Origin of the sequence: Pedobacter alluvionis (assembly GCF_003664035.1) — a bacterium.
Taxonomy (GTDB): Bacteria; Bacteroidota; Bacteroidia; order Sphingobacteriales; family Sphingobacteriaceae; genus Pedobacter; species Pedobacter alluvionis.
In genome coordinates this window covers 103,927-126,106 of the sequence record NZ_RCCK01000012.1, presented here as the reverse complement: position 1 = coordinate 126,106, position 22,180 = coordinate 103,927, and the positions used below count along the sequence as shown (strand labels likewise).

Annotated in this window: 23 protein-coding genes; 9 read left to right on the top strand and 14 right to left on the bottom strand. The window is 37.0% G+C overall.

Features of this window, described 5'->3' with window-relative positions; all coding sequences use genetic code 11:
* Positions 1–86: 86 nt before the first annotated feature.
* Positions 87–2,108: a M3 family metallopeptidase gene (locus BCL90_RS14470; protein WP_121284717.1), complete on the bottom strand. Its 2,022-nt coding sequence runs from the start codon at positions 2,106–2,108 to the stop codon at positions 87–89.
* Positions 2,109–2,236: 128 nt separating this feature from the next.
* Positions 2,237–2,776: a DUF2892 domain-containing protein gene (locus tag BCL90_RS14465; RefSeq protein ID WP_121284716.1), complete on the bottom strand. Its 540-nt coding sequence runs from the start codon at positions 2,774–2,776 to the stop codon at positions 2,237–2,239.
* Positions 2,777–2,890: 114 nt separating this feature from the next.
* Here BCL90_RS14465 and BCL90_RS14460 point away from each other — a divergent pair, with 114 nt between their 5' ends.
* The 4 genes from BCL90_RS14460 to BCL90_RS14445 all read left to right on the top strand — a co-directional run bounded on the left by BCL90_RS14460 (position 2,891) and on the right by BCL90_RS14445 (position 5,446).
* The gene (locus BCL90_RS14460) at positions 2,891–3,409 is read left to right on the top strand and encodes a thioredoxin family protein (RefSeq protein WP_121284715.1); all 519 of its coding nucleotides are present in this window, start codon (positions 2,891–2,893) and stop codon (positions 3,407–3,409) included.
* 239 nt (positions 3,410–3,648) lie between these two features.
* Entirely contained in the window at positions 3,649–4,329 is a 681-nt protein-coding gene (gene ung / locus BCL90_RS14455; RefSeq protein WP_121284714.1) for a uracil-DNA glycosylase, read from the top strand.
* Positions 4,329–4,976, top strand: coding sequence for an alpha/beta hydrolase (locus BCL90_RS14450; protein WP_121284713.1), 648 nt, complete (start codon positions 4,329–4,331; stop codon positions 4,974–4,976). Before ung ends, BCL90_RS14450 begins: the two co-directional genes overlap by 1 nt.
* Before the next feature lie 59 nt (positions 4,977–5,035).
* Positions 5,036–5,446 (top strand): GxxExxY protein, encoded by a 411-nt coding sequence (locus BCL90_RS14445; protein WP_244095086.1) that lies wholly within the window; start codon positions 5,036–5,038, stop codon positions 5,444–5,446.
* A gap of 119 nt (positions 5,447–5,565) precedes the next feature.
* Here the strand turns inward: BCL90_RS14445 and BCL90_RS14440 are convergent, their stop codons facing one another.
* A complete protein-coding gene (locus tag BCL90_RS14440) occupies positions 5,566–6,036 on the bottom strand; it encodes an Lrp/AsnC family transcriptional regulator (protein ID WP_025142637.1) in 471 nt (156 codons plus the stop codon).
* Positions 6,037–6,163: 127 nt separating this feature from the next.
* Here BCL90_RS14440 and BCL90_RS14435 point away from each other — a divergent pair, with 127 nt between their 5' ends.
* Positions 6,164–6,826, top strand: coding sequence for a metal-dependent transcriptional regulator (locus BCL90_RS14435; RefSeq protein WP_121284711.1), 663 nt, complete (start codon positions 6,164–6,166; stop codon positions 6,824–6,826).
* Positions 6,813–8,678: an Nramp family divalent metal transporter gene (locus tag BCL90_RS14430; RefSeq protein WP_121284710.1), complete on the top strand. Its 1,866-nt coding sequence runs from the start codon at positions 6,813–6,815 to the stop codon at positions 8,676–8,678. The genes BCL90_RS14435 and BCL90_RS14430 overlap by 14 nt, the downstream gene beginning before the upstream one ends.
* Positions 8,679–8,807: 129 nt before the next feature.
* Here BCL90_RS14430 and BCL90_RS14425 read toward each other — a convergent pair whose 3' ends face one another.
* Positions 8,808–9,287, bottom strand: a complete 480-nt coding sequence (locus BCL90_RS14425; protein ID WP_166792210.1) for a TlpA family protein disulfide reductase — start codon at positions 9,285–9,287, stop codon at positions 8,808–8,810.
* 718 nt (positions 9,288–10,005) lie between these two features.
* Between BCL90_RS14425 and smpB the strand changes: the two genes are divergently transcribed.
* A complete protein-coding gene (gene smpB, locus BCL90_RS14415; protein WP_090496795.1) occupies positions 10,006–10,455 on the top strand; it encodes an SsrA-binding protein in 450 nt (149 codons plus the stop codon).
* 72 nt (positions 10,456–10,527) lie between these two features.
* On the opposite strand, the gene BCL90_RS14410 is transcribed toward smpB, so the two are convergent.
* The 3 genes from BCL90_RS14410 to BCL90_RS14400 all read right to left on the bottom strand — a co-directional run bounded on the left by BCL90_RS14410 (position 10,528) and on the right by BCL90_RS14400 (position 14,290).
* Positions 10,528–11,184: a protein-L-isoaspartate(D-aspartate) O-methyltransferase gene (locus tag BCL90_RS14410; protein WP_121284707.1), complete on the bottom strand. Its 657-nt coding sequence runs from the start codon at positions 11,182–11,184 to the stop codon at positions 10,528–10,530.
* 239 nt (positions 11,185–11,423) lie between these two features.
* Positions 11,424–13,904 (bottom strand): replication restart helicase PriA, encoded by a 2,481-nt coding sequence (gene priA / locus BCL90_RS14405; RefSeq protein ID WP_121284706.1) that lies wholly within the window; start codon positions 13,902–13,904, stop codon positions 11,424–11,426.
* A complete protein-coding gene (locus BCL90_RS14400; protein ID WP_029279875.1) occupies positions 13,904–14,290 on the bottom strand; it encodes a DUF423 domain-containing protein in 387 nt (128 codons plus the stop codon). The genes priA and BCL90_RS14400 overlap by 1 nt, the downstream gene beginning before the upstream one ends.
* A gap of 90 nt (positions 14,291–14,380) precedes the next feature.
* On the opposite strand from BCL90_RS14400, the gene BCL90_RS14395 reads away from it, so the two are divergent.
* Both BCL90_RS14395 and BCL90_RS14390 read left to right on the top strand, forming a co-directional pair.
* On the top strand, positions 14,381–15,949 hold the full coding sequence (locus BCL90_RS14395; protein ID WP_121284705.1) for a hypothetical protein: 1,569 nt from the start codon (positions 14,381–14,383) through the stop codon (positions 15,947–15,949).
* A 30-nt stretch (positions 15,950–15,979) separates the two neighbouring features.
* Positions 15,980–17,389, top strand: a complete 1,410-nt coding sequence (locus tag BCL90_RS14390) for a DUF5723 family protein (protein ID WP_121284704.1) — start codon at positions 15,980–15,982, stop codon at positions 17,387–17,389.
* 5 nt (positions 17,390–17,394) lie between these two features.
* Here the strand turns inward: BCL90_RS14390 and tsaB are convergent, their stop codons facing one another.
* The 7 genes from tsaB to BCL90_RS14355 all read right to left on the bottom strand — a co-directional run bounded on the left by tsaB (position 17,395) and on the right by BCL90_RS14355 (position 22,163).
* Positions 17,395–18,090, bottom strand: coding sequence for a tRNA (adenosine(37)-N6)-threonylcarbamoyltransferase complex dimerization subunit type 1 TsaB (tsaB, locus tag BCL90_RS14385; RefSeq protein ID WP_121284703.1), 696 nt, complete (start codon positions 18,088–18,090; stop codon positions 17,395–17,397).
* A 656-nt stretch (positions 18,091–18,746) separates the two neighbouring features.
* Positions 18,747–18,977, bottom strand: coding sequence for a membrane protein insertion efficiency factor YidD (yidD, locus tag BCL90_RS14380; RefSeq protein ID WP_025142648.1), 231 nt, complete (start codon positions 18,975–18,977; stop codon positions 18,747–18,749).
* The gene (locus tag BCL90_RS14375) at positions 18,961–19,359 is read right to left on the bottom strand and encodes a ribonuclease P protein component (RefSeq protein ID WP_121284702.1); all 399 of its coding nucleotides are present in this window, start codon (positions 19,357–19,359) and stop codon (positions 18,961–18,963) included. Before BCL90_RS14375 ends, yidD begins: the two co-directional genes overlap by 17 nt.
* Before the next feature lie 66 nt (positions 19,360–19,425).
* Positions 19,426–19,584 (bottom strand): 50S ribosomal protein L34, encoded by a 159-nt coding sequence (rpmH, locus tag BCL90_RS14370; protein ID WP_010601723.1) that lies wholly within the window; start codon positions 19,582–19,584, stop codon positions 19,426–19,428.
* Positions 19,585–20,052: 468 nt separating this feature from the next.
* Positions 20,053–20,787, bottom strand: a complete 735-nt coding sequence (locus BCL90_RS14365) for a LytR/AlgR family response regulator transcription factor (RefSeq protein WP_121284701.1) — start codon at positions 20,785–20,787, stop codon at positions 20,053–20,055.
* On the bottom strand, positions 20,765–21,826 hold the full coding sequence (locus BCL90_RS14360; protein ID WP_244095085.1) for a sensor histidine kinase: 1,062 nt from the start codon (positions 21,824–21,826) through the stop codon (positions 20,765–20,767). Before BCL90_RS14360 ends, BCL90_RS14365 begins: the two co-directional genes overlap by 23 nt.
* On the bottom strand, positions 21,816–22,163 hold the full coding sequence (locus BCL90_RS14355; protein WP_121284700.1) for a DUF4288 domain-containing protein: 348 nt from the start codon (positions 22,161–22,163) through the stop codon (positions 21,816–21,818). Before BCL90_RS14355 ends, BCL90_RS14360 begins: the two co-directional genes overlap by 11 nt.
* Positions 22,164–22,180 lie beyond the last annotated feature (17 nt).

The window sequence follows — 22,180 nt, the reverse complement described above, 5'->3', positions numbered from 1 at the left end:
GTTTATTGGTAGAGATGGGATTTAAAGCATTATTCATTATAGTACAAAGGCCAATTATTAACTGTCCTTTGTACTATAGTGTTATTTTATAACAGTCCTCGCTTTTTAAGCATCGGTTTAATATCAGGATTATGTCCCCTGAAATTAAAAAACATTTTGCCAAGATCTTCCGTATTTCCTTTTGACAGAATCATGTCCCTAAAACGCTGACCATTTGCCCTGGTTAATCCTCCATTCTCCTGAAACCACGAGAAGGCATCATTTTCCAGCATAGAAGTCCAGCTGTAAGCGTAATAGCCTGCAGCGTAGCCATTACTCCAGATATGCAAAAAATAGCTGGAGCGGTAACGTGGCGGCACATACGATAAATTTAAATTGGTTTTCTTTAAAGCCTCGGCTTCAAATTTATCTACATCCTGCAATGGAGAACCCGGAGAAATTGTATGCCATTGCATATCCAGATCTGCCGCTGCCAAAGCTTCTGTAAAAATATACCCCTGGTTAAACGAACTCGCCTTTTTAATTTTATCCAGCAAAGCCTGCGGCATCTGAGCTCCGGTTTGATAGTGAAGGGCATAATTCTTCAGTATTTTAGGATCAGAAGCCCAATGTTCATTAAACTGAGAAGGAAATTCTACATAATCGCGTGCTACGTTCGCACCCGAAAGACTTGGATATTGCTGGTTAGCAAACAGACCATGTAAACCGTGTCCAAATTCATGAAACATGGTGGTAACATCGTCAAAACTAATTAATGCTGGTTTTCCCGCTTCGGGTTTTGCAAAATTGCAGACATTATAAATTACCGGTATCGTGCCGAATAGCTTTGATTGTGGAACAAGATTATCCATCCAGGCACCACCATCTTTGTTATCACGTTTATAGTAATCGCAATAAAACAGACCTAACTGTTTTCCATCTTTGTCCATCACATCAAAAACACGAACATCTTCCTGGTAAACAGGCAAATCTTTACGTTCCTTAAAAGTAATACCGTAAAGTTGTGTGGCGGCATAAAAAACACCGTTAATGAGTACCTTATTTAACTCAAAATAAGGTTTAACTTCATTTTCATCCAGATCGAATTTTGCTTTACGAACTTGTTCGGCATAAAAATCCCAATCCCATGGCTCTAGTTTAAAGCCACCTTTTTGCTGATCGATTACGGCCTGTATATCTGCCGCTTCACTTTTTGCCTTCGCGGTAGCAGCAGGAATAACTTTGCTAAAAAAATCTTCTACTGCTTCAGGTGTTTTAGCCATCTGATTTTGTAATTTCCAGGCTGCATAATTTTTAAAGCCAAGCAATGCCGCCTGAGCAGAACGGATTTGTGCAATTCTTGAAATTATTTTGCGGGTATCGTTTGCATCGCCTTTTTCTGCCCTGTTCCATGATTTCTTAAAAAGTTCTTCTCTCTTGGCACGATCGGTCGTGGATTGCAATTCGGGCTGTTGCGTAGTATTTTTTAAACCTTTACCCGCTGCCTGTAACTGTGCAGTAAACTTCGCGCCCAAAGTTGCTTCTTCTTTATTAAGCACTTTAAGCTTGTCTTTGTCAGCATCAGATAGCTTTGCTCCTGCCAATTCAAATTTTTGGTAATAATACTCCAGTAAGCGTAACGATTCGGCATCCAGTTTCAGCCGATCTTTCTTTTTGTAAAGAGTTTCTACCCGATTAAAAAGTTTTGTATTTAAGTAAATGGCATCAGTATTTGCAGTTAGTTTAGGCGCTTCCTCTTCTTTAACCTTTTGCAATTCAGGATTGGTATTGGCGCCTGTAAGCAGGTTGAAAACCATATTTGTACGGCTCAATAGTTGTCCGCTTTTTTCGATGGCCAAGATGGTATTTTCAAAGCTCGGTACATCGCTCTGATCTGCAATTTTCCGGATTTCATCCATTTGCTGCTTCATCCCTTCTTCCAATGCCGGTTTAAAATCGGCGTTTTTTATTTTGTCAAAGGCAGGAGCCTGAAAAGCAAGTGCGCTTGCTTTATAAAAAGGATTGGCCGTTGAAAAGGTTTCGCTGCTTTCTTCAGCATTTTTTTTGTTATTGCAGGCACCCAGAATGGCTAAAAAAGCCAGCATGGGTAAATAATACACTTTTTTCATGAATATTTAAAAGTTAGGTATCCATAAAAATAGTAATTTATATGTTGCAATTTTCAATAAACAAAACTGAGCTGAAACAAAAAAGCCATCTCAATTTTGAAATGGCTCTATATAAGATATGATCAATACTATCTGTAACGAACTTGCTGCTGCTTGTCCATCATACCCATCTGATCTTTCATTTGTTTAATCTGATCGGCCAGTAATTTATTTTTATCTGCTTTTTTCGCTTCAGCAAGATACATGGTTGCTTCACGTTTGTTACGTTTAGCCATTGCAATACCTGCTAAACTTAATTTTGCCAAAGCAATGTTATGATCCATTTGCATGCCCAGGCTCAAAGCAGCTTTGAAATATTTTTCTGACTTCATCGGTGCTGTTCTGCTTTCGATTAACCCGATCAATAAATTATAATAACCATGTTGAACTTTAATCAACTGCGTTTCATAATTGGTAATCCGATCTAAAAACATTTTTGCTTTAGGCATGTTATCTTTTCTGAGGAACCATTGTGCTAAAAGCATGTTCTCATTAAAGAAATAGGTTACCAGTACAATTATCCCCAATAAAATGGAAACAATACCCCAAGGCCAGAAACCGAAAATAAATAAAGCTACTGCGCCACCCAGTAAAGCAAACCCCGCAATTAATCTGATAATATTTGGCATAAATTTATTCTAATTGTTTTTTTTTGCAAATATCGTGTTTAAATGGCAGAAATTAGATTTTAAAACAATAATTTCAGTAAAAATTTAAAAGCTCACAAAAACCGTCCCGTAAATATGAAAATCCTCTTATCTATAACCCTAATTGTAATCGCAATGAATGTTTCTGCACAGGAAGTTAATAAAAAAATCCACGATCAAGTTCACAATAAAGATATCTTAATCAATGCTTGTACGCGTGAAGGCATCACCACCTTTCCTGAGTTTAAAGAAATGTACGATCCACTTTATGCGGCATATATACCAGATGCAGCAACCATGATCGAATTGAAAAAACTGGTTAAAAATGAAAAGATCAAAATTGTTTTAGGTACCTGGTGTGGCGACAGTAAAGCAAATGTTCCTAACTTTTTTAAAATTTTAGATGCCTTACACTTTAAAGAGAAAAACATAGAAATTATAGCCGCTGACGGTAATAAAAAAGCTGAGAATGGCATTTTAGACGGCCTGGATATTTCCAGGGTACCCACATTTATAGTTTTTGATAAAAAAGGCAATGAACTGGGCAGGATTACAGAAGGTCCAAAAACAAGCCTTGAGGGGGATTTATTGGCGATATACAAGAAGAAGTCTTAAAATTTTTGAGAGTTTTTTGTTCATGGTTCATAGTCTAATGGTTCATAGTTTGATACTTAATGGTTGATTGCCTAAGTTTTTCATTGTCGATAACCTATTGGCTTATACTTAGCCACCCTGACCATTGACTATGATTTATAAACCATGAACTATCGAACCATCGACTAAAAATTTATTTACTAGACATTACCCCGAAATCCATTTTACATCTTACATTTAATACATCTTACATCAATATTATGTCTGCAGCATTAGAACCAGGTTGGTTAGCCGTTTTAGAGGGAGAATTTGAAAAAGACTACATGAAAAACCTAAAGTCTTTTTTACAGGAAGAGAAAAACAAAGGAGCAACTGTTTATCCAAAGGGCACAGATATTTTCAACGCATTAAACACCACTCCTTTTGATCAGGTTAAAGTGGTAATATTGGGTCAGGATCCTTATCATGGTGTTGGCCAGGCACACGGCCTTTCTTTTTCCGTACAACGCGGTGTAGCGGTTCCACCCTCGTTAAAAAATATTTACAAAGAGTTAGAAACTGATATTGAAGGCTTTAAAACACCAAATCATGGCCACTTAACCCATTGGGCAGAGCAGGGTGTATTATTGCTAAATGCAACATTAACAGTCCGTGCTTCGGAGGCTGGTTCACACCAAAACCGGGGATGGGAAATTTTTACAGATGAAATAATTAAAGCTTTATCTCAAAAACGCGAGCATATTGTTTTTTTGTTGTGGGGTAAATACGCTCAGCAAAAAACATCATTAATAGATCAAAAGAAACATTATGTACTTACAGCTGCTCATCCATCGCCATTTTCTGCCTACAATGGTTTCTTCGGATCGAAACATTTTTCGAAAGCAAATCAGCTTCTGGTTCAAAATAATTTAAAACCAATCGACTGGAACTTACCAGCCTAATGAATACCTATTTTATTAGTGGTTTAGGTGCCGATAAAAGGATTTTTTCTAAGTTAAAACTTAATAAAGAAATCAATATCATTCATATAGATTGGATTACTCCGAATAAAAATGAATCCTTAGCTTCTTATGCTGAAAGATTAAGTAGCGCTATAGACTTAAGCCAGCCATTTGCTTTGGTAGGCGTTTCTTTTGGAGGGATGATTGCAGTAGAAATAGCGAAGCTTTTAAAACCCGCTACTGTCCTTATCATTTCCAGTACCATGTTAAGTATGCATCTACCTGCACTTTACCGGTTTTTGGGGAAGTTAGGTTTATTGAAGCTTATTCCAGCAAAGTTTTTAAAGTCATCAAACAAACTCACACAGAATTACTATTTCGGCACACGCTCGGGCAGCGAAAAAGCATTACTCAGCAAGATTATAAAAGATACTGATCCCTATTTTTTGAAGTGGGCTATCGGAAGCATCCTAAACTGGGAGAATAAAATTAAACCAGAAAGGATTTTTCACATCCATGGCACGAATGATAAAATCCTCTATTCAAGAAAAGCAACACCTGATTTCGTGATCGAAAATGGAACCCACTTCATGGTTTATCAAAATGCTAAGGAAATTTCAGGAATTATTGATAAATTGCTTTTATAATTCGATCAACGAATTGCTTAAATCATCGCAAAAACATTATTAACTAACTAATGGATTTTATGATGAACAAAACTTTTCTCGACCAATTGGAATACAAGGTTACAGGTGCTTGTATTGAAGTAAACAAAATTCTCGGTCCTGGCCTCCTTGAAAGCGTGTATCAAAAGTGCTTAATGTGGGAATTACAATTGCAGGATATAAATTTTACCGCTGAACATCCAATTATACTTTCTTACAAAGATGTTTTATTAGATACAACACTTAAAGTAGATTTGGTTATTGAAAAATGTTTAGTATTAGAGTTAAAAGCAGTTGAAAGTATATTGCCTATTCATGAGGCGCAGATTTTAACGTATATGAAATTGCTTAAAATACCTAAAGGCTTGTTGATTAACTTCAATTCAACCAATATAGTTCATAATGGAAAAAAGAGTTTCGTAAACGAATTTATGTACAGCATTGACAATTAACATATAATTATGAAAGACCAACTTAGATGCTCTTAGGTGGCTTAGGTGGTAAAAAATAGATGAACCACCTAAGTCATCTGAGTACACATTAGCTTTTAGCAACTATTATTGCTTTGCTATTAATACTCCAATGGTACAATAGGTTCTTTCTTTGTAGTCGACATGATCATCATCGTCTGGAATGTTTTCACTACAGAAATCTTACTGATTTTATCCATAATTAAACGTTCATACGCTTTAATGTCTTTCACATAAACCTTTAACAAGAAATCGGCCTGACCTGTAACGTGGTGACATTCGGTAATTTCTTTAATTTGATTTACTTCATCCAAAAAGATTTGGATGGTGTTATTTTTATGAAAATCAAGTTGAATCTGAATAAAGGTTTTAATACCTAAACCCAGTTTTTCTTCATCTACCAGGGCATGATAGCTTTTAATATATCCTGCCATTTCGAGCTTACGTACACGCTCTAAAGTTGGTGCAGGTGATAAACCAATTTCTTGTGATAAAAGTAAATTGGTAATTCTTCCGTTCTCTTGAAGAATTCTTAAAATTTTAAAGTCTATTTTATCTAATTCAGATGCCATACGGTGTTAAAGGTATTTCAGAATACAAACATAACCAAATTAAATTCTAAATTTTAACATAATTTATCATATATATTTTAAATAATAATTTTTAGATTTACCTAAAAATAAAATTAGATAAACATAAATGCAGAGTTATACCGAAGAGAACTATCTAAAGACTATTTATCATCTGGCGGAGAAAACAATAAACGTTCAAACCAATGCTATTGCAGAGCAAATGCAAACTAAACCAGCATCGGTTACTGATATGATTAAGAAATTAGCCGATAAGGGCCTGATTGATTACATTAAATACCAAGGGGTTACCTTAACCGAAACAGGAAAAAATACAGCGATAGATATTGTACGTAAGCATAGATTATGGGAAGTTTTTTTAGTAGACAAATTAAACTTTAAGTGGGACGAGGTACATGATGTGGCCGAAGAGTTAGAACATATTAAATCGATTGAGCTAATTGAAAGATTAGATGAATTTTTAGGTTTTCCGAAAGCAGACCCTCATGGCGACCCGATCCCGGATAAAAACGGGAGATTTGCTAAAACCCAGTTTATTAAACTGATCGAATTAAAAGTAGGAGATTCGGGTACCATTACCGGAGTGAGTCAGCACAGTTCTCCTTTTTTAAAACATTTAGAAAAATTAGGGCTTACTCTGGGCAAACAAATCCAGGTTAGTGATGTTACCGATTTCGATGGTTCAGTTGAGATCCGGTTATCCGATAAACAAGTTAATATTAGTAGAGAAGTTGCAAAACATATTTTAATCAGCAGTAATGGCAAAAACTGAGTCACTAAGTGAAGTACATCAAAGCGTAAATACAGATAAAAGAAAAGGCTGGAGAAGAATTCTGGCCTTCATAGGTCCGGCTTATTTAATAAGTGTTGGCTATATGGATCCAGGTAACTGGGCAACAGATTTAGCGGGTGGCAGTAAATTTGGTTACCAGTTAATTTGGGTTTTACTGATGTCTAACCTCATTGCATTGCTTTTGCAATCGCTGAGTGCCCGCCTGGGTATTGTAAGGGGATTGGATTTAGCCCAGGCTTCAAAACAGGCTTACCCACGCTGGGCCAATATTCCACTATTTGGATTGGCACAAACCGCTATTATTGCATGCGATCTGGCAGAAATTATCGGGATGGCCATTGGTTTACAGTTACTTTTTGGCCTGCCATTAATCTGGGGCATTTCAATTACCATTTTCGATACCATTTTATTGCTTTTCTTACTTAATAAAGGCATGAGGGCCATGGAAGGTTTTATTGTTTCGATGGTCTTTATTGTCGGGATTTCCTTTTTGGTTGAAATGTTTATTGTAGAGCCATCACTTAAGGAAGTAGCCAAAGGTTTTGAACCCTCCATACTCAATGGTGATGCACTTTATATTGCCATCGGGATTATTGGCGCAACGGTAATGCCACACAACCTTTACCTTCATTCTTCTTTGGTACAGACCAGAAAAATAGAACGGAGCAACAAAGGGATTAAAGAAGCTTTAAAGTTTAACCTCATTGATACCACGGTAGCACTAAACCTGGCCTTTTTTGTTAATGCGGCCATATTGATTCTTGCTGCTGCTGCTTTCTATAAAAATGGCTTACACGAAGTAGCCGAAATTCAGGATGCGCATAAACTCCTTTCGAATATTTTTGGCAATGTAGCGCCAACTCTATTTGCCATTGCGCTAATTGCAGCCGGACAAAGCTCTACCGTTACCGGAACTTTAGCCGGACAGATTATTATGGAGGGGCACATCAATTTAAGGATCCAACCCTGGCTACGACGTTTGATTACACGCCTTCTGGCAATTATTCCTGCATTTTTCACCATTCTGCATTATGGCGATGATGCTCTTGGGGGCTTATTGGTATTAAGTCAGGTGGTTTTAAGTTTGCAGTTGGGTTTTGCCATTATCCCTTTAATCCATTTTACATCAGACAAAAAACTGATGAAAGATTTCGCAATCAAACCTTGGGTAAAAATTTTGGCCTGGGCAAGCGCTCTCGCCATTATTGCGCTCAATGTAAAACTGGTTGTTGAAGAAATAAGCGGCTGGGCAAAAGAAGCCAATAATTGGTGGATTTATGTGATTGTAATACCGGCATTAATCCTAATCGTACTCCTCCTGCTCTATGTTTTCTTCCATCCGCTATTGGAAAAGAAAAAAGATGCATCCAGACAAATTGTACCTCATGGAGATGCTTTAGATATCGGCAAAATCGAGAAGATCACTTATACAAAAATTGGTATTGCAGTAGACTTTTCTAAAAACGACAGAAACACGATCAGGCATGCTTTAATTCAAGGTGGCAAAGATGCACACTATTACCTGATCCATGTTGTAGAAACTGCTGCTGCCCGTTATCTTGGCAAGGAAGTAATGGACCATGAAACGCAGAGCGATGCTGCGAACCTGGAGAGATACAGAGCTAATCTCGAAGATCTTGGATATGATTCTACACCCTTTATTGGTTTTGGAAACACCGGTAAAGCCATAGCCGATATTAGTAACCGGAACGAAATGGAGCTTTTGGTAATGGGTGCACACGGACATAAAGGTTTAAAAGACCTTATTTTCGGCACTACGGTAGATTCTGTGAGGCATAAGGTGAATATTCCCGTACTGATTATCAGGTAAGTCTTAGCTACCTCCCTAACTTACGCCATACCCAGAGCTAAATTATGATTAACCACAGATAAAAAGGATGAACACAGATATATGAGAATCTGTGTTTATCTGTGCATATCTGTGGTAAAAAAATAGTTATTATTTATTCACCACTGTCATCAGCTTGTTGATGCCGCCATCGCCTGATTGATACATTAATAATTTACCTGCAGGTGAATATAAGTACATGGATGGGTACTTTTTTGGTAAAAATGTTGGAATAAATATTCGTTTTTTATCCTGTAGTACCAACACGTTTGGTTTTGCATTTAAACCTTTGGCATAAGAATCGAAAAACTGTGGAATGATATAACCTTCATCCATGGTAATCATATAAATATTTACATTCTTAAACTTAGCATAATTGGTATTCAATATTTTGCTTTCACGCTGACAATGCTCGCAGGTACAATCGAATAATATAAAAAGGTTCTTTTTGCCTTGTTTAATATTGGTATTAGAAAAAGCTTTTCCATCCAGGCGGTAAAAAGTAAATTGTGGCAACAAAGTTGGCTGCTGTGCTTTAACCTGGAAAGTAATGGCTAATAATAAGATTAAAAGTAGGTTTCTGAATTTCATTTTTGATATTTTATCTCCAAACTTAACGGAATAAATACGAACATAATAATATATCATTAGCTTTTACAAACTGATGAACATTTTTTATCCAAGAGAAGTCAAGTTTAAATATGCACATTGCCAAAAAACTTGACTTCTCTCCAATCCAAGCATTATAATTAGAAAATGAAAGCCAGTTTTTCATGGGTACTGTTGTCCCGCCATCCGCTTTATTCCGATGAAGGATCGGAATGTTCGCTCCTGTCGGGTTTAGGAACAAGGTGTTTGTGAGTAGCCAATTGGTTTGCATTTCCTTGCAACAGCCTCTGTTAAATAAACACGATTGACGCGGAAACCAAAAGTTTTTTCTGCTTTTGTTGCAGCAAAAGCGGGACTGGAGGCTGCCAAATGCTTCTTCCTTACATTTCCAGATATTAAAGAAGTCAAGTTTTAAAGCGATTTGGCTATTCAAACTTGACTTCTTTAATTCATACAATTGAAATAAAACTAAATTATCACATCATTTTTTAAGATATTTGCAACCGGTTGAGGGCAAATCGCATAAACGGTTGTCATCCTGATCCGATAGCTATCGGATTTATTTCAGGACCTTTACGGTTACAAAGATGCTGAAAGGAGTTCTGCATGACGTGCGGGTATTTTATATCTTCATTTGCGATCTTAACATTATACTTTATATACAATTGTATATATTACAACAACATACTTTATTAAAATTTTGAAAAACGACATCAACATAAAAAATAAAAGAGCATATTTCGACTATAATCTCTTAGATAAATACGTAGCCGGTATTGCCCTTTTAGGAACTGAAATAAAAGCGATCAGACAAGGTAAAGCCAACATGACGGATGCATTTTGCATGTTTATTGGCGGCAATCTTTTCGTGCGCAACCTTCATATTTCTGAATATAGCCACAGTTCTTTTTATCACCACGATATAAAACGCGACCGTGCATTATTATTACAGAAAAAAGAAATCAGAAAGCTAAAGCTTAAAGGCGAAGAAAAAGGTTATACTATTGTTCCTTTACGTATATTCATCAACGAAAGAGGTTTTGCTAAAATGGAGATTGCCCTGGCTCAAGGTAAAAAAGAATTCGATAAACGTGATAGCATTAAGGATAGAGATACGAAGCGGGAGTTGGATAGAGCGATGAAGCGTTAGTTTAGTCTTCAGTCTGAAGTCTTTAGTCCTGAGTCCAAATTGACTTAAGACTGAGGACTTTGGGCTAAAAGACTACCACGCCTGGTCGCCAACTAAGGGTACAAACCTAAAGGTATCTAACACAATTTTTTCGTAGTCGGTTTCGCTAACACGGATAACGGTAACCATTTTCTGCGTTTTCTCATCTCCTACCGGGATAACCAGAATGCCACCAATTTTTAACTGTTTTAATAAGATCTCCGGAACCAGGGGAGCGCCAGCGGTAACGATTATTTTGTCGTATGGTGCGTGCGCAGCAATTCCTTTAGAGCCATCGCCACAATAAAAAGTAGGCCTGTAACCCATTCCAGGTAAAATCTGAATCGTTCTGTTGTAAATATTCTCTTGTCTTTCTATCGTAAAAACGGTAGCACCCAGCTCCATTAAAATACAGGTTTGATAGCCCGATCCCGTTCCGATCTCAAGTACTTTATCTCCTTTTTTAATGTGCAGCAATTCACTTTGGTAAGCAACCGTGTAAGGTTGAGATATGGTTTGCCCATCCCCTATTGGAAAAGCAATATCTTTGTAAGATTGGTTCCAAAAAGTTTCGTCAAAAAAGAAGTGCCGCGGAACTTTACCTATGGCTTTTAAGACATTTTCATCTTCAATTCCGCGAGATTTTAGCAACTCAACCAGTTTTTTTCTCGCTCCACGTTCCCGGTAATTATCAACAAATTTATACGCCATGAGCTTCAAAATTAGCTTTTTTTAACGGTGATGCAAGATAAAGAAATCCACATTACCGTAAGTAACACTAAATCAAAACTTAAATCCGCAATTAATTTAATCTGTCATTCTGAACGCAGTGAAGAATCCATTGCCTAAACGCATCAACCTCAAAAACAGTGCTGTGCTTAATTAAAGTTTAGTACTTATCGCTTGCAGATGCTTCACTATGTTCAGCATTGACAATACACTCTCCCTTTCTAATACGGATCTACGTCTATTTGTGTAAAAACACCTTTAAATTCTTTGGTGGCATTAAATTGGGTCAGGGTTTCTTTTAATGCATCTTTAACCTTTTGAATGGCCGTATGCTTATCAGCTTTGATAATGATCTGTTTGATATAAAGATTCCGTACACGGCTTACTAAAGGTTGTTCGGGGCCTAAAACACGTTTACCAAATTTTCCTTTTAGGATGTTAGCCAAAGTGAATGCCGCGTGATCTAGTATATGAGAATCTTTATGTTTTACATACAAGAATATCATTCTGGAAAAAGGTGGATACAAGAATTTCTCGCGTTCAACGATTTCGTCGTTGTACATCCCTTCGTAATCATTGTTTACCACTTGTTTTATGATTCGGTTTTCGGCATCGTAAGTCTGGATACAAACATTACCCTGATCGGCCCTTCTACCGGCCCTACCCGCAACCTGTGCCAACAACTGGAAACTCCTTTCGTAAGCACGGAAATCAGGGTAACCTAAAAGTGTATCGGCATTAATTACCCCAATAAGATTCAGGTTGTCGAAATCCAATCCTTTGGCCACCATCTGTGTGCCAATTAAAATATCGGTTTTCTTCTCTTGAAAGTCGTTTAAGATCTGCTGAAGCCCATTTTTTGTCCGCGTACTATCCATATCCAGCCGGGCAATGGTCACTTCGGGATAAAGTAATCTGAGTTCTTCTTCAATACGCTCGGTACCAAAACCTTTTTGCTCTACATGTACCGAACCACAAGCCGGACAAATATTTACACTGCTTTGCTGATAACCACAATAGTGACAATGTAATTTCCCACTGCTTTTATGATAGGTTAAACTTACATCGCAGTTTACACATTTTGGGGTATAACCACAGGTTGCACAGATTAAAATAGTGGCATAACCTCTCCTGTTCTGGAATAACACAATCTGCTCTTTTTTAGAAAGTGCCAGGTCGATATCTTTGATCAACACGCTCGAAAAATACGAACTCATCGTTTTTTTCTTTGTTTCTTCCGAAATACTTACCACTTGCTGATTAGGAAGCTGAACACCTCCAAAACGCTCTTTCATCTCTACAAGTCCGTATTTTCCCTGCAAAGTATTATAATAACTCTCTAAAGATGGCGTAGCTGAACCTAAAATCACTTTCGCCTGATGCAGGTATCCTAAGTAAATGGCTGCATCCCTTGCCTGGTAGCGTGGTGCCGGATCGTATTGTTTATATGAGGGTTCATGTTCTTCATCAACCACAATTAGTTTTAAATCCTGAAAGGGAAGAAAAACAGCTGAACGTGCGCCTAAGATTACTTTATAGGCACCTGTTCTTACTTTATTCCAGATTTCTACCCTTTCGCTATTGTTGAATTTAGAATGGTATACGCCTATCGAATTGCCAAAATAACGTTTAATCCGCTCTACAATCTGTGTGGTTAAGGCAATTTCGGGCAACAGGAACAATACCTGTCCATCTGTATTTTGAATAATTTTTTCAATCAGTTTAATATAAACCTGTGTTTTTCCTGATGCAGTGACACCATGCAGCAAAACCACCTCTTTCTCTTCAAAGTGTTGGTTAATCTGACCTAATGCTTTCTGTTGACCTTCGTTCAGTTCAAAATTAACACTAAACTCTTCATCGTGAGCGGCCAGGCGACTAACCGGCCTTTTCATTACCACAAAAATATCTTTGTCGGTTAAAGCTTTTAATGCTGCTGGTCCGCAATTACTTTCTTCCAAAAGCTGTTCTTTGGAGATCGGGAGATTTGATTTTTGTAATTTCAGGTAAGCCAGTAAAGCGTCTAATTGTTTAGGCGCCCTATCCAAAACATTAAAAAGCTGTTTCAGATTTTCTTCATCGCTATAAAAATCATTTAAAATGATAAATGATTTAAGCAAAGGTTTATATTTCTGCACTACCTCCTCGGCAACCAGAATCAATTCTTTATCGAGTAAATGGTTGATGATCGGATACACCGTTTTCTGTCCCAGTAGCTTAGAAACATCATTAACTGTAAGTTTCTGTTGCTGTTTCAGTGCATTGATGATGATTTCTTCCTTATCAGTAAGCGCAGTATCTTCGTTATAATCTTCACGAAGAATCAATATAGTTTCGCTGGCCAATTTTAAACTTGCAGGTAATGCAGCCGCCATTACATCACCTTCATTGCACATATAATAATTGGTCATCCATGTCCAGAATTTAAGCTGCATGGGTGTAATTACAGGTTCGGCATCTACAACATCGATAATATATTTCGCCTCATAAGCCACTGGTGGTACCGTGCTGATTCCGCTAATTAAAGCCGTATAAATTTTATGCTTTCCAAATTGCACCACCACCCGTTTTCCAACAGCAATCTGGTCGTTTAAATCAAAAGGTACCCGATAAGTATAGTTTTTCGCCAAAGACAATGGCAAAATAACTTCCACAAAAAGTGTTTCTCTTTCTGAAAAAATATCGTTTTCGAAAGTATTCATTATTTATCTTTAAATGCCGCAAAAAAGAGCATTATCCATCCCAATACAAATAAAAGGCCGCCAATTGGTGTAATTGGGCCAATAAATTCAGTAAATCCTAAATGCGATATGCTTCGGGTAGCCAATAAATATAACGATCCTGAAAAAAGGATGATTCCAAATGTGAAGCAGAAATAAGCAATATTAATGAGTTTGTTCCGATAACGGGCGAAGGTAGAAAGGTACAATAGTGCAAATGTATGATAGAACTGGTAATCAACACCTTTTTGCCAGATTTCTAATGATGGTCCATCAATTAGGGCCTTTAGGCCATGGGCACCGAATGCACCCAGTAAAACAGCAACAGCACCAAAAAAAGAAGCAGTAAGGATTATTCGTTTATTCATAGTTAATTGCTAGTAGCAATCGCTAAATTAATAAATTGGCAAAGAACTTCTCACTAATCAATGTAATAAATTAAATTTGTTGCACAGCAGATGAAAAAAATCGTAATTCTAACAAGTGCATTATTTTTAAGTGTAGCCTTTATGGCCTACCTCTATTTTTCGAAATTGGGAATTGATAATGATGCGAAAGACCTGGCGCTGCAATCGGCAACCAATAATGCCGCTTTGGTGTTTTCTTTTCAAAACGATAAAGGTTTTTACGATATCATTGAAGGGCAGCAGCTTCTCCAACAGGTTTTAGGGAAAGATAAAATGAACCTGTTAAAACAGCTGAAAGCAAGCATTATCGACGATAATCTGTTTAACAGATACCTGAAAGATCAGCAGGTTTATATTAGTGTACTGCCGGACTCGAATAAAACGCTGAACTTCTTAATCACCGTGCAGATACAACGTGATAATGACATCAAAAAACTCTACGAACAGTTAAAATTAAAAAAAACGATCAGCGAAAATGCTAAGGACCTGTACACGGTGAAGCTCAATGACAGCTTATCGGTTTATTTAGGTATTCATAACCAGGTATTAACTGCATCAACATCACTCAAACTGATTAATGATGCCAATGTACGTTTAACAGAAAACCCATTTACCGAATACATTAAGGAGAATAACCGTCAAATTAAAAATGTGCTCAGCCATGTTTATATTAATTTTAACCAGGCTACCTTATTGCTCAAAAATATTATTGCAGGTAACATTAATGGCGAAATTGCCCTGTTTAACCAGCAGAACAGTTTCGCTGTACTCAATTACAATTTCAGTAAAGAGAAAATTCTTTTCAACGGGAGTACCGAATTAAAAGATCAGCATAATTATCTTAAATTATTCGAAAACACCGCGGCCCAAAATACATCTATCCAAAATATCCTGCCTGATAATACTGCGAATTATGTACTTTATGCTTATGATGATTATGGTAAATGGCTCAAAAAACTGAATAGCTGGCAGGAACAGACGAAAATACTTTCAAAAACCAATGCCGCAATAAAAAAAGTAAAGGATGATTACAGAACAGATTTAAATTTGATATTCACTACTTACACGAAAAATCAGTTTATTCTTTTTCAGTTAAGCACCAGCGAAAAACTAGGCGCAATTTCATTATCAAATGGTGAAAAGGTAAAACAGTTATTGCTGGATGTAAGTGCAGAGTATAACGAAGAAATTAAGCTCTTTAAATCGACAGATATCTTATACAGTTATTTTGGTGAGCCTTTTAAAAAATTTGCACGCCCTTATTACGTCATTATAGATAATAATTTAGTTGTAGCCAATAATGCCAGCACGTTGCAATCATTTCTAAATAATTATAAAAACAACAGGCTTTTAATACAAACGCCACAATATTTAGGTGCAATGAACCAGATTTCTACCACGTCGAATATCAGCTATTACATCAATACTAAAAATTCTGCAGATATTTTCAGGCACAACATTCAACTGAATTTCTACAAACATTTACGGGCCGATAGTGGTTTAAAAAGTTTCGATACCTTTTGCTACCAAATGAGTTCAGATAAAAACAAGTTCATCACTAACTTGCTTTTAAACAAATATATACAACCAGAAATACCAGATTCATTAAGTAACCGTTAATAAGGAAACCATCCCTGGAAACTATTTTACATGAAGAAACTTTTACTTGCGTTACTGGCAATAGCCAGCTTCGGGGTTGCAAATGCACAACAATATGCGCTTTTTGACACAAAAACCATGTTTGATGCATTCGAAAATCCATCTCAAAACTCTTTCACCCTGAATTCATCACGAAGATTTTCTTCCAATTTCTTCTTACCCTATCTTGGAACAAATGCCATTAATAAGGGAAGCTCCGGGCCAACCATAAGAAAATTAACACAGACAGGTGTTTTTGATAGCAGAAGTTTACCGATTGGCACCGGAGAAGTAAATCATTTTTTTGAGAACAGCAATATCTATGTAGCAGCCTTCAGGCTTTTCATGTCTTATAACGATCAAAATGAAATGGGGTTTTCGTGGCAGATCAGATCTGATGCAAATATAGATTACACTAACGAAACTTTGGTTATTTTTAATTCTTTCGAAAGATTTAATACCGCCCAACTGTATTCCGGGATATTGGATACCAAGGGTTATGAACAAAGCTACCATCAATTTAGCTTTACCTATCGGGAAAACTGGAATAAAAGGCTGGCATTTGGTTTAAAAGCAAGTATATTGAGCGGAATACTTTATAACAAATTAGATGTTTCTGATTCTTATTTATATATCACACCCGGATCAAATGATCCGTTAATTAGCTTGAAAGGAACCTATTCCGCTAACTTCTCTGACTTTAAGGAGGTAGATCAGAAAAACTTCTTCCCAAATTTTAAAAACCCTGGTTTATCATTAGGTTTTGGAACAAATTATACCACGGAAAAGGGTTTGTTTTTAATGGCTAACATTAAAGATTTAGGATTTATCTGGTGGCGCAGTAATACCCAACGTACTACTATAAATCAACCGGACGGTATTCCGAATATAGTAAACAACCAGTCGAATATCAATCAGCAAATAAAAGACATTTTCCTCCGTTCAGGGCAACCCAAAAAGTTTTTGGCCCCAACAAATGCTAAACTGGATGTTTACCTATCTAAACGTTATGATTTTTACAAACCCGCATTGGCCGTTTCGAAAAACCTGTTTTACAAAGGCGGGGACATCGCTTTTGTAAATACCTTTATTTTTAACGATCTTTCAGGAAGTATTACCCCATTATATAATTTAAATGGTGTTTTTATGGTTGGCCTGCAAGGAAAATACCAGACGCCAAATTTCGAATTGTTTATGGGTACCGATAATTTAGTGGCTACCAGTTTCCAGGCTTATGGACTACTTAAAAAAGATGCTACAATAGGCAATGGCCCCAACGGTGCTTCTTTTTATATGGGTGTAGGCATTAAATTCGGCAATGAGGTTAACCATCCGCAGTTTGCCGATGTAATACCTGGCATAAATAACAATGAAGGGGGGAGTTTCTTTAAAAATTTGTTTTCGATCTTTAAAAAACGATAAACGTTTTAACCCTGTGCTTGTTGTTTTTTAGATTGGGTAACTACAAAATCTTTCAGGTAAAAGGGTTCGAAATAGGCTACATCTTCAAATTTACTGTTGCTGAAAGCTTTGTTAGCTAAACGCGACATATATGTTGCAGAATTAAAGTTAGCTTCATCGAATTTTGCATTTTGATGTGTTAAAACTTCTGCACACTTGGCTGCGCCATCACCTATAAAAGTAAGCGTGTCCTGTGCCAGATAATCTGTAAAACTTGTTTCATCAATAATTTTAGCTTCAGTTGGTAAAATTATGTTTAACGATAGGTCGAAAATTGAGGTATAAACTTCCATTCTACGGGCATCAATCATCGGACAAATTAAACCAGAATAATCCGGGTTCTGTGCTAAGTAACCGGCAGCCATCATTTCTAATGTTTCAATTGCAATCAGGGGTTTATCTAAGGCATAACAAAGTCCTTTAGCAGTAGAAACACCAATTCTCAATCCGGTATAAGATCCAGGACCTTTACTTACAGCGATGGCATCAATCTCCTGATAGCTTAGTCCTGCAGTTCTAACTACCTCATCAATAAACAGGGTTAAATTTGCTGCGTGCAGGTTTTGTCCGTGCTCTTCTTTAAATGAAATTGTTTTCCCGTTAACAGATAATGCTACAGAACAGATCGCTGTAGCGGTTTCTATTTGAAGTATTTTAGCCATGGACCAAAGATAAGTAAAAATGAAAGATGTAATAGGGATTGTAGAAGATGGGCGCTGCTTGTCCGCAGTCTTTAGTCCTAAGTCCCGAGTCAAATACCCTTCGTGCCGTGTTATACTGAGGGATAATTTATTTAAAAAAAATCAATATTTTGACGTATAATTGATTTCTTTTGCCGTGCACCACGGTCTTGCCTCGGCTCGCCGCCGCCGAAGGGCTCTTTCTTTTTGGCATCAAAAAGAAACAAAAAATGCCGGCTGAAAATTTATTCATTTGTTGTTTATAACTTTCAGCTGCATTCATGAGGGCTTCGCCGTTTTCTTTTGAAGCCGGTTGTACGGCCAGAACAGTGCAGCCCGAAAAATTTGTTAGGCCGGATTTAAGTAGAACGGGGATACCGTGCTATGGCCTAGTTGGGCGGAAATGCGAAAGCAGTTAAAATACTGATTAATAACAATTTGTAAAATAACATCAATGGCAGTGTAGTCGAAGGATCTTTACCCGAATCTTTCAATTGTGATAATTGAGTGCAAAACTGAATTAGTTAGCCTGCAGTCCTTGACAAATCAACCATCAATAAAACAATAACCGATCGATTAACCGATTAGAAATAAACTAATGACAAATGAACTAATGACTAATGAACGATTAATCCTCACTATGGAACCGGATCGTGCCCATGTTTGCCCCAGGGATGGCAGCGGCCTATACGCTTCAGTGCCAGCCAGCCACCTTTAAACGGGCCATGTTTTTTAATGGCCTCTATCCCATATTGGGAGCAGGTTGGTGTAAAGCGGCAGTTTGCGCCAAGCATAGGTGAAATGGCGTATTGGTAAATTTTGATTAACCCTAAAAAAAACCATCCAAAAATTTTATTGATGAATTTCATTGGGCTGGATTAAATTTTGGAAACGCTTAAAGGTAGCAATCAGTTTTTTCTCGATGAAAGCAAATTCATACTTATCCTTTCCTACAAACTGGATTGAAAACAAAAGCAATCCCCGATCTGCAGGTAATGACATGTAAAATTTATCTTGTTTATTTAGGCGATAAGCTTCGCGTATGCGGCGTTTGAGCAGATTGCGGTCTACTGCCCGTTTATATCTTCTTTTAGGAACATTGATCACCACCTGTGCTTGTACATTAGCAGGTGCATCAACAAAAAGATAAGAAATCCGGAAGGGATATAATAAAAAAGAAGAACCGTTTTTAAACAACAGGTCTAAATGTTTCCTGCTGCATAACCGTTCTTCTTTCTTGAATGTGTACATATATTTTGATTGATAATTGCAGATTTTGATCTGCCAATTCCGAATTAACGGAAAAGCAATCAAAAATTATGCTTTATGCTTGCGTTCGTCAGAAACTGTTAATCTTTTTCTTCCTTTAGCACGACGTGATGCTAATACTCGTCTGCCGTTAGCTGTTGCCATTCTTTCGCGGAAGCCGTGTTTGTTTCTTCTCTTTCTTTGCGAAGGTTGGTATGTTCTTTTCATGACTGTATATTATCTATTGTAAAATTAAGAGGTGCAAATATAAAGCGATTTCTCTACAAATGCAAGAGTGATTAATTATTATTTTTTTCTATTTAAATGCAAATGTAATAATTCTTTTGAAAAAGATGCCTTGTGGGCATTTAAAATATGTGCTTGTATGTTTTATTGTTTCACCAAACATGTCTACCTATGATTCGTCCCGATGGGACGGGCTAGTATTCTATTTCGCATGTGGCGCTAGAAAAGCGCAAAACATTAATAGCAGCACGGCAGCTGTAAAATAAACCTGATTGGAGTGATCCCGATTCTTCATCGGGAGTAACGAAAAGCAGGACTAACAATAGTTCTAGCACTCAATTGCTTTGCAAAAAACTAATGACTACATAGTGAGCTAACATCTTTCTGGCAATGAAGGTCATGATCCCGAAGTTTCGGGACAGGGTGACGCCAGTTATAAACATTACTTTTTTACAAGCCCAGCGCGGCCTTCAATTTTACATAGCCTGTTTTACTCACCGGCAACCAGATATCAGACTTTAACAAAACCACATAACTATCTTTCTCTTTAAGCTCTATTTTAGTTACCTGAGCCAGATTAATGATGTATGACCTATGGATACGGATAAACTGGCTCACATCGAGTGTTTGTTCAAAATAAGCCATCGTTTTATTCTTATAGAAAGCACCATCAACAGTACTTAATTTCACATAATCATCATCGGCCTCTAAATAGTTGATATCGGCAACAGGAATAATCTTAATTACGCCATCTTTTTTAACCACTACCCTATTATTTTGGGCCGGACTTAAAGCTGCAGCATCCAAAACGGCCTCTGTATTTGCTGTTTGATTTAATTTGCCCGGTAACTTTTTAATAGCAGCATCGAAACGCGACTTATCAATCGGCTTAAGCAGATAATCTACTGCATTAACTTCAAAAGCTTTAATGGCATATTCATCAAAAGCTGTGGTAAAAATTACCGCAGGTTTGTCTTCCACCAGTTCGAGCATTTCGAAACCACTGATTTTAGGCATTTGTATATCGAGAAAAATTAAATCAGGCTTATGTAAGGTAATGGCTTTTAAACCTTCAAACCCATCCACACATTCTGCTACAATCTCTATTTCTGCATGATCTGAAAGGTAGTATTTTACAATATCTCTCGCTAAAGGCTCATCGTCAATTAGTATTGTTCTGATCATTTTTCTGTGGAATTTTTAGGGTGGTAATATATAAATTATTTGCCTCAATATCGGTTTGTAATAAATGGGTATTTGCAAATAACAGATATAACCTGCGCTTAATGGCACTTAAACCAAATCCTGTACCTCCGGCAGCTTTCATCTCCGGATCGAAAGGATTTTGTACGCGCAACTGTAAAATATTGTACTCTACAGTAACATCAACTTTGATGGTAATGCCTGCAGATGTGTTATACAGTCCGAATTTTATGGCGTTTTCTACGATAGGTTGCAATAATGTACCGGGCAGGCAAAGGTTTAAAGTATCTTCAGCAACGTTAACTTCAATGTTTAACCTATGGCTAAACCTTACTTTTTCGATATCAAGATACAGCTGAATATACTCCATTTCTTCCTCCACAGAAACCCATAATTCATCATCGCGTTTTAGGGTACCACGTAAAAAAGAAGCTAATTTTGTAATCATTACCCCCGCCTCTTTTGGATTAACCATGGTAAGTGCAAATACCGAATTTAAACTGTTAAAAAGAAAATGCGGCTGTAATTGGTGTCTTAACTTATTTAACTCAGCTTCTTTGGCTAAACTTTTAGCTGCCGATAGTCTTTCGTGTGTTTCTGATTGTTCTTCTAGCCTATACCATAAAATATTAGCTAAGGCACACCAGGCTAAACACATAAAAGAAATTAAGCCTCTAAAGGCAAAAGAGAAATTGTAAAAATCTTTGTATTCTTTATAATCGGCAAAAATATAAAGCACGCTGTATTTAGCTGCATAAATAATTACAAATGTTAGGGCCAGCGTAATAATCAGTACATAGAGAATCCGTTCATTTTTTGGCTGATAATAACCCAGCATATTGCTTAACCCTATACAAGCCAAGGCCAGCAAAAAGTTATTGGTTAAGCTATCGGTTATTGCTATCCACCAGGAAAAATTAACTACATAATGCAATCCGGCACCACACAGTACCGTCCACACTATTGCAATGGTAAGCGATACTTTCTGTATTTGTGGAACGGATAAAGGTCTAGTTGTCAAAATCGTTTTGATTAGTTAATGATTTATTACGGTGTGCCAGCTTTTCCAGGTATTGTGTAACTGATTTGGGCTCAACAATCCTGGAACTTACTTCAACACCATCGGTAAGTTTTGCAACTTCCGATATTCCACCTACACCTAAAAACTTCCATATTACCTGCTCTCCCTGGCAATTATTAAAAGAGGGATTAAAGTGTACGGCATTCAAATTAGCTTTGCTTAAAGCCTGCTTTATACCTTCTGCCTGGATTAAACGCGTTTGTTCATTAAATTGGGGCGTATGGTTTCCTTCACCACAAATTACCTGATAGATACAATTTACTGCAAACCATTTCATCGGCAATGTTTATAATA